The sequence below is a fragment of the Desulfobacula sp. genome (genome assembly GCF_014237455.1).
GTDB lineage: Bacteria > Desulfobacterota > Desulfobacteria > Desulfobacterales > Desulfobacteraceae > Desulfobacula.
Genome location: NZ_JABZFL010000025.1, coordinates 25,486 through 42,124 on the forward strand (window position 1 = coordinate 25,486; position 16,639 = coordinate 42,124).

A 16,639-nucleotide genomic window follows, 5' to 3' on the forward strand; every position below is an offset into this window, starting at 1 on the left:
GAGAGAATTATGACTGACTTATCATTTTTAACACAGATGTTTAACCAGAAAAAAATTACCCGCAGGCAGTTTATCAGCGGCCTCTCTGCCCTGGGGCTTGCCGCAGCCGTGTCGCCCACCCTTTTGTCGGGTAATGCCATGGCAGCAACTCCCCAAAAAGGCGGACGGTTTATAATGGGCTGCACTGGTGGGTCAACCACTGATTCCATGGACCCTGGAACGCTGACGTCCAACATGAACCAGAACCTCAACTGGCAAATAAGAAACAATCTTGTGGAAATCGACCACAATTTTAATGTCATCCCTGAACTGGCTGAGTCCTGGGGCGCGACTCCGGACGCAAAAGTGTGGACGTTTAAGCTGCGCAAGGGCATAGAATTTCACAATGGCAAAACAATGACAGCAGAGGATGTGATTTTTTCCATAAACCATCACCGTGGTGAAGAATCCAAATCTGCAGCTAAAGCATATTTAAAAAGTATTGAAAATATTAAAACTGACGGAAAATATGAGATTATTTTTGAACTTTCCGGCGGCAGTGCTGATTTTCCGTTTATCTTGGGCGATTATCACTTAGGCATTTGTCCGGCTGGAACTAAAGGCCCGGAATGGGAAAAAGGCGTAGGTACCGGAGGTTATATCCTGGAGAAATGGGAACCGGGTGTCAGAGCTTTTGCAAAACGTAATCCTAATTACTGGAAAGAGGGAAGAGCTCACTTTGATGAAGTTGAGACCCTGTCTATAGTTGATACCAATGCCAGAACAAATGCTTTAAAGACAGGCCAGATAAATTACATGGATCGCACTGAACTTAAAACAGTCCATCTTTTGAAAAAGATGCCCGGGATAAATGTCTTAGCTACAACAGGAACAGCACATTACACTATACCAATGCTTGTAGATAAAAGTCCTTATAATGACAATAATGTTCGCATGGCTTTAAAGCTTGCTGTTGACCGTGAGGCACTAGTGAAACAAATTTTGCGGGGTTATGGCCAGGTTGGCAATGACCACCCCATTGCACCCGTAAATAAATATCATGCAAAAAATCTGGAGCAAAGAAAATATGATCCGGAAAAAGCCAAATTTTATATGAAAAAAGCGGGCAAGCTTGACCATGTTTTTAATCTGCATGCTGCAGATGCTGCATTTGCCGGAGCCGTGGACGCTGCCGTCCTCATCAAAGAACAGGCAAAAAAAGCCGGCATCAACATAAATGTTGTCCGAGAGCCGGATGACGGATATTGGAGCAATGTCTGGATTAAAAAAGAGTGGGTTATGTGTTATTGGGGCGGACGTCCCATTGAAGACATGATGTTCTCAGTTGCATACGCAGCCGATGCCCCTTGGAATGATACCCACTGGAAAAATGCTCCTTTTAACAAGCTGCTGGTTGCTGCAAGAGCAGAACTGGATACAGATAAACGCAGAAAGATGTACGAGGATATGCAGGAAATATGCAGAAATGATGGCGGAACTGTTGTTCCCATGTACAACCAGATGGTTGAAGCTAGTTCAGATAAGCTGGAACATGGACCAATGTCAGGACACATGGCTATGGATGGCATGAGAAATGCCGAACGTTGGTGGTTCAAATCATAATTCCATAAGTTTTATTAAACCTAAAATAGGCCGGAGTTTATCCCTCCGGCCTATTTATTTGGATGAAAGCAAAAGGAGTTTGAGAATGAATGTGATCATAGATCTGTGTGTGGTACCCATCGGGGTCGGCCTTTCCGTATCAAAGTATGTGGCGGTCTGCCATGAAATTATCAATAAAGCCGGACTTGAATCTCAGCTTCATGCGTATGGCACTAATATAGAAGGGGACTGGGACAAAGTATTTGATGTGGTAAAAAAATGCCATGAAAGAATCCATGAAATGGGAGCTCCCAGAATAACGACCACAATAAAGGCTGGCACAAGGATTGACAGAGAACAGACCATGGCAGACAAAATTGCCAGTGTTAAAAGTAAACTTTAACATTCTTTTTTATTTTGAAACAGGATTTCAAGAATCTGTTCAATGGCATTATCGGCGACCTCTGCTTTCAATGAACAGCCCCCGGCACCGGCATGACCGCCACCCCCAAATCGGGCTAGAAGGTTTCCAATGTTGACATGACACTGCGGGTTAAAAATACTGTGACCGATACTGAGCTGCACATGTTCGCGTTCAGGGCCGTCAAATCTGATTTTTACACTGGCAATACTTTCCGGAAAGAGTGAATAGGTCAGAAACCGGTTCCCATCGGCCACGGTATCAAGGAATCTGAAATCAGTAATTGATATGTTGTGAAGTATTTTTGTATGTTGTAATAAATATTTTTCATAGGCTGCATTTTCTACAACGACTCTGCTACATCGCTTCTTGACTTCCAAGTCCTCAAGGACATGCTCAATGTCTGTTTCCATCAAGAGGGTAACCAATTTGTTCCAATAGGGCACATCTTTATAATCCTGGTTTCTGATGGTCATGGATAAAATAATATACGGGTAATTTTCAGGATATCTTACCTGGTCCTGATTCAGATCAGCAGAGTCAATGATATCCGTATGAAAGATCAGTTCATCAAAATGGTCATCCAGTTTTCCCAGGCTTTTATAGTAGTTATAAACAACACCGGCAGCAGAAGGCGCAATTTCAAATGCGCCCTTAAATTTTTTTTTGGGTTTATTAGAAACATGGTGGTCAAACCATAGGGAACAATTGGGTGAATAGGGGAGATTTGCAAGGATATCGCCTTTTAGGATACTGGCTTTCCCGGCTTGAATTTCACTGGGTTCAACCCAATAAATATCCGTATCAATATTTTCAGCCTGATAAAGCAGGACAGCACATACAATTCCGTCAAAATCAGGCCGGGTGACGATTCTCATAGATTAACTCTTTCCGGGTCAAATATAGCACCCGCTGATATTATTTTATTCCTCATCAGGTCACTAGTGTTTATTGATAATGCATAAAAAAGGACTTTTCAAGAATGTTTTTTGTAAAGCTCTTGACGGAACCTTTTTAATTTTTACCTTTCATACTGTCATTAAAGTTTTCTGCTTGACCCATACCGGGTTTTCTGGTTTTATTGTTGTCGGTGAACTATCTGGTTTCATTTTCATTTTTTTTATATGAGAGATTAAGATTGTGGCAAAAATAGAAATAGATATTGAAGAGATCGAAAAGAATTTTTTTAAAAGAGGAAATTCCTTAAAAAAGCTTTTAAAAGCATCCCTTGATCTTTTTGAAGCCAGGCACACCGGTATTTTATATGGTACAAATCAGACAAAGCTTAAATTTTTACCCACCAGCATGTGGGACCGGGGAATCATGGACAAATTTGATGGCAGAGGGATCAAAGGCCTGATTCTAAAGATATTTGGGAGCAGTATCGTCACTGCCAGAAAATTGAGTCCTGTATTTTTTTTTAAAACAGATCAAAATGGTGAGGTTAAAGATAATGACGGTATTATTTCATACGTACTTCGAAATTGTGCAGATTATTATAAAAAGGGTATCGGCGTTATTATCTGTCCGGATACGGACAAGTATGTGTATAAGAAGAGTGAAAAATATTTGCAAATTCCTTTTTTCAGCTATGCCGGAAACGGCATAGAAAAATCTGAAGACACGATTCTTGTAGATACAAGAATCGTCAAACACTTTAATTCCAGTAATTCTATCTATATTTATCTGCCGGATTACGGCATCCTGGTTATCAACACTGCTGATGTGGCCCTGCTTGAAACAAAAGGATCAAAATTCATAAGAGAAAAAGAGTTGACGCAGCGGCTGGATGTGTTGATTAAGCTGGTTAACACCTCTTCTCTGGCATCTCTTGGACAACTCAAAGGAGAAAAAGGGTCCCAGCTTTTGTGGAGAAAAGAAAGGCATCTCCGCAAAACTTCCCTGGAATTGATTGAAAATGAAAAGAAGTATCGCGATTTGTATGAAAATGCACCCGTTGCCTATTTTTCCATGGATAATCAGGGGATAATTATTAAATGTAATTATACCACCTCAAAACTTTCAGGCTATGAAAAAGAAGAACTAACAGGCCGGTATGTAATGGAGTTCTCTGTGTATGATGGAGGGCTCATTCCTGACCAGGTCTGGGCAATTTTTGCCCAGGGCGAATCTGTTCGGGATGTTGAAATGAAATTCAAACATAAAAATCAGGGAAATATCTGGATCAGCCTTTCCCTGGATGCTATCAGGGATAAAGATGGAGACATTTTTGAAATCCGGGCCACGGCCATTGATATATCGAAGCGTAAAGCGCTTGAAAAACAATTGCTTCAAGCCCAGAAGATGGAAGCGATAGGGACGTTTGCCGGTGGCATCGCCCATGATTTTAACGATATTATCGCCCCTGTCTCCGGTTATACGGAAATGCTTTTAATGGATACCAGGGAAGGTGATCCTGAAATAAAATATCTGGATATTATACTGGAGTGTGCGAAGCATGCAAAAGGGCTTGTTAATCAAATCCTTACTTTCAGCAGACAGAAAGAGCATGACTTAAAGCCTTTAAGCATAGGGGATGCCGTCCGGGAGTCAGTGATACTTGTTCGAGCATTCTTACCGGCAACGATAAAGGTAAATACAAATATTGATAAAACTTGCAGGTATATTCTGGCAGATCCCGTTCAGATTCACCAGGTCATTATGAATCTTGTAACCAATGCATATCATGCAATGCAAGAAAAGGGCGGCACTCTTGATATATCCCTGAAGGTGGAGAAGAATCTTGAACAGATTTTTTCAGAACTGGCTGCTGAGGTACGAGAATATGTCCGACTGACGATAAAGGATACGGGTACAGGAATCGATCCTGATATTTTCAACAAAATATTTGATCCTTATTTTTCCACAAAAAAGGAGGGTAAAGGATCAGGCATAGGCCTTTCTGTGGTACATGGGATTGTCGAAAATCATGACGGGTATATCAGAGTTGAAAGCAGTAAAGAAAAAGGAACCTGTTTTGATATTTATTTTCCAATGTGTCAGAAATGTCTGGATGTTGAACAAGCAGACCCGGAAGAGATATCAATCCAGGCAGGAACCGAAAGAATTCTTCTGGTTGATGATGATAAAAAAGTGGCGGTTATGGGAACTCAGATGCTTGAAAAATTGGGATATACGGTTACCTGTTTTACCAGCAGTCTGGATGCGCTCACTGTTTTTAGAAGTAACCCGGATATGTTTGATGCCATTGTGACAGATTTGATCATGCCGGATTTAACAGGGGATCAGCTTGCCGGTAAAATCTATGATATCAGGCCTGATGTGCCGGTCATCCTTTGTACGGGATTCGGCGATACCGTTGACAGACATAGACTTGAGTCGCCATCTATCAAAGGATTTTTAAAGAAACCTGTTCCTATTAAAGAATTGTCTTATGCGTTGAGGCAGATTCTGGATAAAAATTAATCCCGGATGAAAAGAGGTATATCCATTGTTGAGTATGAATAAAGACATGATGGATGAAAATTATTTTTACTCAATTGACCATCGACGGACAACAACCATAAAAATCAAACGATCCATTTTCATTTGCACTCTGGAATATGTAGAATCCATTGAAAAAGCAAAAAACGTTATTTCCCGGATTGCAAAAGAGAATAAAACTGCTACCCATAACTGCTGGGCATATATTTTGGGAGAAAAAGGGGATATTTTTCATTGTTCTGATGCAGGAGAACCCTCGGGAACTGCTGGAAAACCTATCCTGAACACAATGCAAAGCTATAACATGGCCCATATTGCAGCTGTTGTGACCCGGCATTTCGGTGGCGTCAAGCTGGGTGTAAGGGGATTGATTGATGCCTATGGTGCTTCTGTGAAAAATACCATAGAGCTGAAAAAACTTAAAAAACTGGTTCAGACTGTCAGCATGCTTATCGAGGTTTCTTATGAATTTAATGATACCCTTCTCAATCAGATAAAAAATGATTTAACTCAGATTAAAGATACGACCTATACCGATAAAATTGTTCATACGGTTGAAATTGAACTTAAAAATTTTGCCAGGGTGGACAGACTTCTCTCTGAATATCAATCCCGGGGAAAATTGAAATTCAGCAGGATACCGCAAGCGGATAAAATTTCAGTTTAAAAAGATATTGACAATCATTTTTATTTAAGTATTATTAAATTTAAATTAATTATACTTAAAAATGGTAAGTCTATGAAAACAAAACTCGGTGCACTTCTCAGAGCCATCAGAACTTCAAGGCAACTGACGATTAAAGAAGTTGCAGCAAAGGCCGGTGTCAGTTCCAGTTTGTTGTCGCAAATAGAAAGAAACCGGATATCTCCTTCCCTGGATACCCTGTTACAGATTTTGGAAGTATATGGTGTTCCACCGAATAAATTTTTTAAAGACTATGAAACCAATTCCCGGGTTGAGATTATCAGAAGGGATGACCGAAAGATTTATCAACGAAAAGGCTTTAAATATGAAAAGCTTTGCGGTGATAGTCAGGCCAGGGGGAATCATTCTTTTAATGCCTTTTTTATGGAGCTTTCGCCTGGCCAGCAAAGAGGTGATGCAAGTGACGGACACCTTGGACGTGAGCTGGGGATTGTTGTTGAGGGATCTGCACAGCTTGTTTATGGTGAAGAGATATATGAAATTCATAAAGGCGACTCCGTTTCCTTTTTTTCGGAAATACCTCATGTAATTAAAAATTCATCCGATCAGATTTTCCAGGCATACTGGGTGGTTACCCCAGCTGATGGAGAAGATTATTTTGGAGATAAAACATTATAATATTTGGAGAGAATAATGGGAAAAACCATTGCCGAAAAAATTTTTAAAGCCCATTTAGCAGATGAGCCTTTTGGAGATGTCAGTGTTTTGAAACTGGACAGGGTTTTTTGTCATGAAATCACAACTCCGACAGCCATTCTGGACCTTGTGTCAAGGGGAAAAGACCGGGTGTTTGATCCGGATAAAATTAAAGTGGTTATTGATCATGTGAGCCCTGCAAAGGATTCTAAAACTGCCCTGCAGGGTAAAATCCTGCGGGAATGGGCAAACCGGCATGGGGTCAAAGATTTTTTTGATATTGGCCATAACGGCGTCTGCCATGCCATATTTCCCGAGAAGGGATTTGTCCATCCCGGATTCACCATTATCATGGGAGATTCCCATACCTGCACACATGGGGCTTTTGGGGCTTTTGCCGCCGGTGTCGGAACCACCGATCTTGAAGTGGGTATTTTAAAAGGCGTCTGTACGTTTAAACCCCCGCAAACCTATAAGATTGAGATTATTGGAACGCTGCCAAAAGGTGTATTTGCCAAAGATATTATCCTTAAGGTTATTAAAGAAATAACCGTAAACGGGGCCACCAATATGGTCATTGAATTCAGAGGAAGTATTGTAGATGAGATGACCATGGATCAGCGGATGACCCTTTCCAACATGGCGGTTGAAGCAGGTGCGACAAGCGGGATATGCCTTCCTGATATGACAACGGTTGAATACCTCTGGGAGTTTATTAAAGACGACTATTCGAGCAGGCAGGCTGCGCTGGATACATTTTCCAGGTTTAGATCGGATGATGATGCTGTTTATGCAAAACATAAAACAATTGATGTGAGTGATCTTGAACCGTTAACAACCTTTGGATATAAGCCGGACAATGTAAAACCCGTATCCCAAATGAAAGGGATACGGCTCGATCAGGTCTATATCGGTTCATGTACCAATGGCCGGCTTGAAGATTTAAGAATTGCCGCAAAAGTGCTTGACGGCCATACCATCAACGACCATGTCCGGGGGATTGTATCTCCTGCCACCCCTAAAATATTTTCACAGGCCATGGAAGAAGGCATTCTTAAAATTTTCATGGATTCAGGCTTTTGCGTGACAAATCCCACTTGCGGCGCCTGTCTTGGCATGAGCAATGGAGTTCTTGCAGATGGTGAAGTGGCGGCTGCCACAACCAATAGAAATTTCAACGGTCGCATGGGCAAGGGCGGCATGGTTCATCTGATGAGCCCGGCAACAGCAGTAGCCAGTGCGATTAAAGGCGAAATTTTTAACTCCAGTCTTTATTGTGAACAAGGAAGATAATAATGAAAGAATTTAAAGGAAAAGGGTTGTTTCTGGATCGTTCAGATATCAATACAGATGAAATCATTCCGGCCAAATACCTCACTGAAATTGAAAAAGCAGCCATGAAACCGCATTTGCTTGAAGATTTAAAATTAGATGGCTTTCATCCAAAAACAGATATTAAAGACAGGGCTGTGATTGTTACACAAGACAATTTCGGATGCGGATCATCAAGGGAACATGCCCCCTGGGCACTTGAAGTAAACGGTATCAATGTTGTGATTGCCCCAAGTTTTGCCAGAATATTCAGGCAGAACATGTTCAATTGCGGACTGCTTGCCATTGAACTTTCCAAAGACCGGATCAATACTATTTTTAAAGAATTTGGAAAGAGCAATGTCCAGATCACAGTGGATATTGAAACGTCTGTGATCATGGTTCAATCAAAAAATCAAACAAAAAAAATTGAATTTCAAATTTCAGAGTTTGACAGAGCCCTTATTAAGACCGGTGGATGGGTAGAGTACGCAGATAAATATTATTAACCTATCTTCCGCCGCTCCATTTAAGACGGGTTTTTAAAACTTTAAAATAGGACTGCTCTTCAAAAGAGAGCATCTTTATGTCATCCTTGCTTTTTTTGATAAAGATTTTATCCTTTGGATCCATTTCAAATCCCTCCTGGCCGTCAAGGGTGAGGATTATATCTTCAGGACTGCCTTCCAGACGGATTTCAATTTTTGTCGAGTCCGGTATGATCAATGGTCTGTTCGTCAGTGTAAACGGGCAGATCGGGGTCAGGATAATGGAGGGAACTTGTGGGTTCACCACAGGTCCGCCAGCTGCCAGAGAATAAGCAGTTGAGCCGGTCGGAGTTCCGACAATCAGGCCATCAGCCCTGTAAGTTGTCAAATAGGTTGAATCAAGATATACTGCACACGAAGCCAGCCTTGACAGGGCTGATTTGTTAATCACCGCATCATTGAGGACATCCACATCAATAATTTGTTCATTGTCACGCACAACTTTGATATTAAGACGGGTTCTTTTTTGGATGAGATATTTTCCTTCAAGCAGTGAAGCGACTGCTTTAAAAAGATCGTCTTCAGTGGTCTCGGCCAGAAATCCGACTTCACCGAATTTGACGCCCATCAGGGGAATTCCCCGGTTTTCTATGAATCGCGCAGCACTCAAAAAAGTGCCGTCTCCACCCAGAACAATCATGCACAAAAGATCATCAGGAATGTCTTTGTTCTTTGACTGTTGGATATCGATGATAACACACTGGTTTCCCAGTCTTTTTTTAAGCTCACGGGCCTTTTTTTCAGCATGGGCATCATTTTTTATAACAAGCCCGATCCGTTTAGTATTCATGATTTGTTCACTGCCTCCATCATGTAATCTGCAACGTTTATTGCCGTATATACACCATAAAGTCAAGTTTAAAGGCGAGTGATCGCAGTAGATTTGAAAAATTATATATACCATATGTGGTATTGGGAAAACGTGTTTAAAGACTATTTTTCAAGTTCTTCTTTGATCACAAGGCCGACTTTTTCAACGGAATATGGTTTTTTTATATATTGGCCTGCCCCCAGTCTCTGGGCCTCTTTTACCCTCTCGCTTTCTGAGAAGCCACTTGCAATGACAACCTTTTGGCTGGATTTTAGTTTTCTAATTCTCCTATAGGTTTCAAGCCCGTCAATACCGGGGTCCATTATCATATCCAATAACAAAAGATCACAAGGATAATTTTCCAAATATTCAATAGCCTCCTCTCCGCTAGACACAGTTTCAACTGTGTAGTTCAGTCGGGTCAAAATAATTTTTGCAATCTGCCTTTGTTCTTTTACATCGTCCACAACCAGGATGGTTTCTTTGTTTCCCGCATATTCTTCGATAGGGAGTGGTTTGCTTCTCTTTGCAATTTTCTGTCTTAAAATTGGAAAGTACAGACAAAATTTCGTGCCTTTGTTTTCGATACTTTCAATATTAATATAACCGTAATGATCCTGAACAGTTCCCCACACGACTGCCATGCCAAGCCCAGTTCCACTGCGGCCCATTATTTTTTTTGTATAAAATGGTTCAAATATCCTTTGCAGATCTTTACCATTGATCCCGACCCCCTTGTCTTCAATGGTAACAACGGCAAACTCTCCTTTTTTTATCGATTCATATCCTTGTATGGGTTTATCAATATGCTGATTCCCGGTAGAAATTATAATTTTTCCTCCAGACGGTTGGGCTTCAGCAGCATTGGAGACCAGGTTCATGATTGTTGTTCGCAAGTGGATCTCGGACCCGTCTATGTTAACCAGGTTTTGGGCAAGGTTGGTTTCTATCCTAATATTAGTATAATAGGATAACAGGTTATGATGCTCGGGAGACTTTAAGTAATCCACAATAATGTTATTCAGGTTTATTACTTCGGTAGCCATCACCCCTCGCCGTGCAAGAGTCAAAAGATCGCTAACTATGGCAGATGCCTTTAACCCGGAGGTGTGAATCAAATCCAAAGGTTTTCTAAAACGATGATCTTTGGGAAGGCCTATCAACAAAATTTCGGGATAAGAGACAATCCCCGAAAGAACATTATTCAAATCATGAGCAACACCACCAGCCAGAAGACCCAAGGCCTCCATTTTTTCCATGCGGACAAGTCGCTTCTCCAATTTTTCTTTTTCTTTTTCAGCTTTTTTTCTTTCACCGATATCAAGGATTGCCGTCTGGGTAGCAGGCTTACCTTCCCATGAAATCAAAGAAGACCTTAACTCGCAGTTTATCTCTTCCCCACCTGGCTTTACCAACCTTACTTCATAGGCATCCGCCATTTTTTCCCCTTTTATCCGCCGTTGGTATCTGTCGAGTATATTTGCCATATCATCAGGATGTATAAAGTCTAAAAAAGAAGTTCCAACAATGCTTTCCATCGGGAATCCCAGTTTGTCTCTTAACGTTTTGTTGATAAAACAAATTTCTCCCTCTCTTACTACGACGATGCCTTCAGCAAGATTTTCCACTAGCTCCCGATATCTTTCCTCACTTTTTTTTAATGATTCCTCATGTATTTTGTTTTGAGTTTCATCAATCAGAAATGAAATCAGGGCCGGCTTTCCACAGTATTCAACAACCCTAGATCTGATTCTGATCCAAAATATATCTCCTTTTTTGCCTATGATTCTATACCTGAGTTTCTTAGGGTGGTACTGGCCTGTCATTATATCATTGTCTCTGGTGGTAAGTTTTTTATGGTCTTCAGGGTGAACCAAGTCAAGAAAAGATTTGTTTTCGACTTCTGTAACTGAATATCCTGTAAATTGGTATGCCCATTCGTTCATATGACAAATTTTGCCATCCTGTGTCAAAATTACTCCCAGAGGAATATTTTGGGCGATTAGATCACTTAACATTCTTACCTTTTAAAAAATTGGATGATTAAAAAAAACATTAGCTTTCCGTAAAGTGTGATTACCCTGTTAATGTGCTTGGGCCCAGTTTTCACCGGTTCCGAAATTGACTTCTAATGGGACTTTAAGGGGATGAACATTTTCCATGACATTTTTTGCAAGCTCAATCAATTGGTCTTTTTCTTCAAACGGGGTTTCAAATATGATTTCATCATGGACGGACAGGAGCATTTTTGAGGCCATGTTGTTTTTTTGTAAGGCAGCCTCCATTTTTATCATGGCCAGTTTGATTAAATCGGCAGCACTGCCCTGAATAGGAGTGTTGACGGCTGCCCGCTGTGCGAAGTTTCGAATGTGGACATTGGAAGAATTGATATCATCCAGGCGCCGCTTTCTGCCAAAGATCGTATGGACCTCACAGGTTTTTTTAGTCTCTTCTATGGTGTCATCAATGAATTTCTTTACACCGGAATACCGTTTGAAATAATTATCAATATAGGTATTGGCCATTTTACGACTGATATCCAGATCATTGGCTAGTCTGAATCCGCTCATGCCGTATATAATGCCGAAATTAATGGTTTTGGCCTGGTTCCTTAAATCCTGAGTGACAAATTCGGGCAAAACCTGGAAGATTTCCAGGGCAGTCCTGGTGTGAATATCTTCACCATTGTTAAATGCTTCAATGAGGATTTCATCTTGGGCGCAATGGGCCAGGATTCGAAGTTCTATTTGGGAATAGTCTGCTGAAATCAGCACATGGCCACTTTTGGGGATAAAGGCTTTCCGGATTTTTTTACCTTCCTTTTTCCGGATGGGAATATTTTGAAGATTTGGCGTGGAACTGCTTAGACGGCCTGTCACGGTAATGGTTTGATTAAATGAGGTATGGATTCTCCCCGTCTTTTTATTGATGAGTTTTTGCAAGGCATCTACATAGGTTGATTTGAGCTTGCCAAGGGTCCTGTATCTTAAAAGTTTTTCAGGCAGTTCATGGCTTTGGGAAAGCTTGGTAAGGACTTCCACATCCGTTGAATAGCCGGTCTTCTTTTTTGTTTTTTTAATGACTTTTAAGTGTAGTTTTTCAAACAGGATGACGCCCAGCTGCTGGGAAGAATTGATATTAAATTCTTCCCCGGCAAGGGAATAGATTTCTTTTTTAAGGTTTTTCAGTTCCAAATTAAAGGTGTTGGAAAGATGCTTTAAAGCATTCTTATCCACTTTAATTCCTTCCATTTCCATGTTGCCTAAAACCGTGATAAGGGGTACCTCGATCTTCTCCATCAGATCGGAAAAGCCCTGATCCTTTATTTCTTTTTTAAACTGCTGATAAGCCATAAAAGTGATGTCAGCATCTTCACTGGCATAATTCACTGCTTCGGAAATAGGGACTTCCTGGAAACCGATCTGGTTTTTACCTTTACCTGCTACCTCTTCATAGGAAATGGTTTTATAGCCAAAAAGGTTCATAGCAATACTGTCAAGACTGTGACCCCTTACAGACGGATTTAAAAGATAAGATGCAATCATGGTATCAAAGGCAATACCCTGCATGACAATACCGAATTTTGACAGGACAATATAATCATACTTGATGTTTTGTCCGACTTTTTTAATTTCCTGGTTTTCAAGGACAGGTTTGAAAATTCTCAATATGTCGTCTTTGTCAGGTTGCTCGAATTCGTCGGGAAAGGTGTGTCCGATGGGAATGTAAAACCCCTGGTTTTCCCTGAAAGAAAAGGAGATCCCCACGAGCTGCGCCTTCATTGGATGCTTGGAAGTGGTTTCCGTATCAATGGCAAAAATCTCTTTGTTTTCAAGAACCTGGGCTAGTTTTTCAAGCTCTTTGGTTGCTGTTATCAGTTTATATATTTTTTCGGATTTATCTGCATTTTGTGCAAATTGGGTGGCAAGGGCTTTGAATTCAAGTTCCTGGAATAATTCGAATGCTTTTTTCCTGTCAAACGCTTTCAACTTGAAATCTTTAAGGTCTTTTTTTACGATAACAGATGTATCAATGGTGGCAAGCTTACGGCTTAAGAATACAATATGTTTGCTGTTGAAAAGATTTTCATATAATTTTTTCTTCTTTTTAAGGCTGTCAAGATTTTCATAGATATTTTCAATGGAGCCAAATTGGGAAATCAGCTTTATCGCCGTTTTGGGTCCAATTCCCTGGACACCGGGAATATTGTCCGCACTGTCTCCGGCAAGCCCCAGAACATCGATAAACTGCCCGGGTTCTATTCCCATATCTTCTTTTATTTGTTCCACATCTTTTATGGTGTCTTTCATGGGGTCCCACAGGGTGCATTTTTCGGTAATCAGCTGGATAAAGTCTTTATCACCGGTCACCATGACCACCTCAAACCCTTTTTTCTGTGCAAGTTTTGAATATGTCCCCACAAGATCGTCTGCTTCAAACCCCTGTTTTTCAACAATGGGAATATTTAATGCTTCGATGATTCGTTTGATATCAGGAATCTGAGCTGCCAGTTCTTCGGGCATGGGTGGGCGGTTGGCCTTGTATTGATCATACATTTTATGTCTGAATGTAGGACCTTTAACATCAAACAGAACAACGGCATATTCAGGACTGTTATCCTTTAGTAATTTTAACAGGATTCTGGTAAAACCAAATGTGGCATTGGTCGGATGCCCTTTAGATGTGGAAAGACTTCTGATGGCATGAAATGCGCGATACAAGAAAGCACTGCCGTCGATGAGGAATATTTTTTTTGGATCTACCATAGTAACATCCTTTTTTAGATATTGAATTTTTATTCAATCAAAGGCATATATACTATCTTTTTTATTAAAGGAGAAGTATATTTGTATGATGAATCAAAAAGTTAAAACAAGAAAAGAAAAAAGGCGTGAGAAAAAGTCAAAACAATGTCATTGTTGTGATCAGGAATTTATGTTTTGCTGGAATTGCAGGTGCGGATTCTCTATGTGCCAGGAATGCATGTATGAGAATCTTTGGGGCATGACCTGCAACGGGATTACCTGGAAATGCCCTGATTGTGGAGAACAGAATGGGTATGGCAATCAATAAGAATTCTTAAAAGGAGATACTATGGCAAAGAAAATTAGTGTTGGGACTTTGATATCAGGCGGTGGGACAAACCTTCAGGCAATTATCGATGCATGCCTTAACAACTCGATTGATGCCAATATTCTTTTTACAGGTTCTGACAGTCCCGGTGTGAAGGGGCTGGAACGTGCTCAAAAAGCCAATATTGATACCTTTGTAGTGGATTATTCTCAAATTATTCAGTCCTGTAAAAAAGGAATAAATGACACAGATCTCCCAAAGGATTTCAATTTAGAAGAGATTCAGTCAAAACAACAACTGGTTGCAGGGGATGCATCAAAAGAACAGATTGCTTTTTTTTTAAAAAGCCGTGCCATCGCAGAAAGAAAGTTTCTGGATATAATTCTTGCTTATAATGTGGATCTTCTCGTCCTGGCAGGATTTATGCGGGTGTTGACACCCTATTTTATTGACAGGATCAACACAGATCCGGGGAGGTATAAAATAATGAATATTCATCCGGCGCTTCTTCCTTCTTTTCCGGGCACGGATGGATATGGAGACACCTTTGCTTACGGCTGTAAGGTGGGTGGCTGTACAGTCCACTTTATTGATTACGGGGAAGATACAGGTCCCATTATCGGTCAAAAAGCATTTGAAATCGAAGATGATGATACCCTTGATGATATAAAGAGAAAAGGCCTTAAAAAAGAGTGGAAACTTTACCCCCACTGTATTCAAAAATTTGCTGATTCCTTTTAACGAACGGATTTTTCACATCAAACCCCGGGGGCAAAAAGGGATCTGCCATTCGGCAGTCAGTTGATCAGTTTGAGCATCAATGGTACGGCTGTCATGGTTCCTATGGTCGACCCCAGGTTAGTAAAAATAACCACCAGAAGAATCCGGGTTACATTATTGCGCCAGAAGCCTTTTATGGATACGATATCTTCAGGGATTGCTTCAAGATCTTTTACTTTTGGTTTTCTGGAAAAGGCTTCTACAAGCCCGGATACCCAGCCAGCCGCAATCATAGGATTCAAAGAGGTTAAAGGGGCTGCAATGATTGATGAGATAATGGTAAGGGGATGAGCAAGCGCAAGAATAGCACCAATTCCCGCAAAAATACCATTTGCAGCGATCCAGATCCAGACCATATCAGTTCCTGCATTTTTGCCTTCCATTAGAAATCCTGCTGCGAACAGCAGGAAAATGGCTGCCGGGATAGCCCATTTTAAAATTTTCCCGGCCTTCCCCGAAGGGGGAATCTTATTGAGTTCATCAAGGTCTATCTTTTCATTGCCGGCAAGATATCTTTTAATTCCCGGGGCATGGGCAGCACCCACAACAGCAACGATTTTTTTACCCGGGGCAGACCTGATTTTTTCTGCCAGGAACTGGTCCCTTTCATTGATCAGGGATTTTTCAATAATAGGATGTGTCTTTTTCACATCAGCCAAAAGAGTTTGTAGGATATCTTCCTGTTTCATCTTTTCAATATCTTCCTCTTCAATGTCATCCGAAGCACCAAAAGAGAAGATAAGAGAGAACACGAGCTTTAATTTTTCCCACAGCCCCATTCCTCTCCAGACCCGTGAAAGGGTGATTTGGATTTCACGATCCGATGGAACGATCAAGGCATTGATTTCCTCCGCTGCCTTGATGGCATTGATCATTTCCTGGCCGGGTTTGATATCAAATTTGTCAGCCATTTTTTTCTGGAAAGAGGCCAAAAGAAGGTTTATGAACAACAGCAGTGCTTTTTTTTCTTTAATGACCTTTACAATATCCATGTTGCGCCATCTGTCCGCATCTTTGAGTGATGCAAGCCTTGTCCCACAAAGTTCAACACAGACTGTGTCCGGAGTTTGTTCGTGGATGGTATCTTCCACAAGCTTAGCGCTTTGTCTTGACACATGGGCAGTGCCGATTAGAATTATTTCTTTTCCATTGCAGGATATTTGATTTATCATGCTGTCTTTTTTTTTCTCTTTATTTACTTTATCCGGTTTACCCGATTTGCCCGATCTTTCTGGGGAGGAATTTTCCATGAACCTTATAAACCTTTTCAAATCAATTAAAATAGACTCGTATTATAACCATTATCTGATTCATGGCAATATAAAATC

Annotated in this window: 14 protein-coding genes; 9 read left to right on the top strand and 5 right to left on the bottom strand. The window is 40.8% G+C overall.

Annotation, left to right across the window (positions count from 1 at the left end):
* The first annotated feature begins 9 nt into the window (after positions 1–9).
* Positions 10–1,602, top strand: coding sequence for an ABC transporter substrate-binding protein (locus HGJ91_RS03800; protein WP_291346370.1), 1,593 nt, complete (start codon positions 10–12; stop codon positions 1,600–1,602).
* A gap of 85 nt (positions 1,603–1,687) precedes the next feature.
* A complete protein-coding gene (locus tag HGJ91_RS03805; RefSeq protein ID WP_291346371.1) occupies positions 1,688–1,984 on the top strand; it encodes an MTH1187 family thiamine-binding protein in 297 nt (98 codons plus the stop codon).
* Here the strand turns inward: HGJ91_RS03805 and HGJ91_RS03810 are convergent.
* Positions 1,981–2,880, bottom strand: coding sequence for an exopolyphosphatase (locus HGJ91_RS03810; protein WP_291346372.1), 900 nt, complete (start codon positions 2,878–2,880; stop codon positions 1,981–1,983). The two genes, HGJ91_RS03805 and HGJ91_RS03810, sit on opposite strands and share 4 nt — an antisense overlap.
* Positions 2,881–3,142: 262 nt before the next feature.
* On the opposite strand from HGJ91_RS03810, the gene HGJ91_RS03815 reads away from it, so the two are divergent.
* The 5 genes from HGJ91_RS03815 (at position 3,143) to leuD (ending at position 8,608) form a co-directional block, all read left to right on the top strand.
* The gene (locus tag HGJ91_RS03815; protein WP_291346373.1) at positions 3,143–5,428 is read left to right on the top strand and encodes an ATP-binding protein; all 2,286 of its coding nucleotides are present in this window, start codon (positions 3,143–3,145) and stop codon (positions 5,426–5,428) included.
* A 34-nt stretch (positions 5,429–5,462) separates the two neighbouring features.
* The gene (locus HGJ91_RS03820) at positions 5,463–6,113 is read left to right on the top strand and encodes a YigZ family protein (protein WP_291346374.1); all 651 of its coding nucleotides are present in this window, start codon (positions 5,463–5,465) and stop codon (positions 6,111–6,113) included.
* 72 nt (positions 6,114–6,185) lie between these two features.
* Positions 6,186–6,770, top strand: coding sequence for an XRE family transcriptional regulator (locus HGJ91_RS03825; protein ID WP_291346375.1), 585 nt, complete (start codon positions 6,186–6,188; stop codon positions 6,768–6,770).
* A gap of 15 nt (positions 6,771–6,785) precedes the next feature.
* Entirely contained in the window at positions 6,786–8,081 is a 1,296-nt protein-coding gene (locus HGJ91_RS03830; protein ID WP_291346376.1) for a 3-isopropylmalate dehydratase large subunit, read from the top strand.
* Positions 8,082–8,083: 2 nt separating this feature from the next.
* On the top strand, positions 8,084–8,608 hold the full coding sequence (gene leuD / locus HGJ91_RS03835; RefSeq protein WP_291346377.1) for a 3-isopropylmalate dehydratase small subunit: 525 nt from the start codon (positions 8,084–8,086) through the stop codon (positions 8,606–8,608).
* A 1-nt stretch (position 8,609) separates the two neighbouring features.
* Here leuD and HGJ91_RS03840 read toward each other — a convergent pair whose 3' ends face one another.
* The 3 genes from HGJ91_RS03840 to polA all read right to left on the bottom strand — a co-directional run bounded on the left by HGJ91_RS03840 (position 8,610) and on the right by polA (position 14,224).
* Positions 8,610–9,437, bottom strand: a complete 828-nt coding sequence (locus HGJ91_RS03840; RefSeq protein ID WP_291346378.1) for an NAD(+)/NADH kinase — start codon at positions 9,435–9,437, stop codon at positions 8,610–8,612.
* A gap of 143 nt (positions 9,438–9,580) precedes the next feature.
* Complete coding sequence (locus HGJ91_RS03845) at positions 9,581–11,476, bottom strand: PAS domain-containing sensor histidine kinase (RefSeq protein WP_291346379.1); 1,896 nt, start codon at positions 11,474–11,476, stop codon at positions 9,581–9,583.
* Positions 11,477–11,542: 66 nt separating this feature from the next.
* Positions 11,543–14,224 (bottom strand): DNA polymerase I, encoded by a 2,682-nt coding sequence (gene polA / locus HGJ91_RS03850; protein WP_291346380.1) that lies wholly within the window; start codon positions 14,222–14,224, stop codon positions 11,543–11,545.
* An 85-nt stretch (positions 14,225–14,309) separates the two neighbouring features.
* Here polA and HGJ91_RS03855 point away from each other — a divergent pair, with 85 nt between their 5' ends.
* Together HGJ91_RS03855 and purN are read left to right on the top strand one after the other, a co-directional pair.
* Complete coding sequence (locus HGJ91_RS03855) at positions 14,310–14,531, top strand: hypothetical protein (protein WP_291346381.1); 222 nt, start codon at positions 14,310–14,312, stop codon at positions 14,529–14,531.
* 21 nt (positions 14,532–14,552) lie between these two features.
* Complete coding sequence (purN, locus tag HGJ91_RS03860; protein WP_291346382.1) at positions 14,553–15,272, top strand: phosphoribosylglycinamide formyltransferase; 720 nt, start codon at positions 14,553–14,555, stop codon at positions 15,270–15,272.
* A gap of 56 nt (positions 15,273–15,328) precedes the next feature.
* Here the strand turns inward: purN and HGJ91_RS03865 are convergent, their stop codons facing one another.
* A complete protein-coding gene (locus HGJ91_RS03865) occupies positions 15,329–16,483 on the bottom strand; it encodes a TraB/GumN family protein (protein ID WP_291346383.1) in 1,155 nt (384 codons plus the stop codon).
* Between the last annotated feature and the right edge of the window lie 156 nt (positions 16,484–16,639).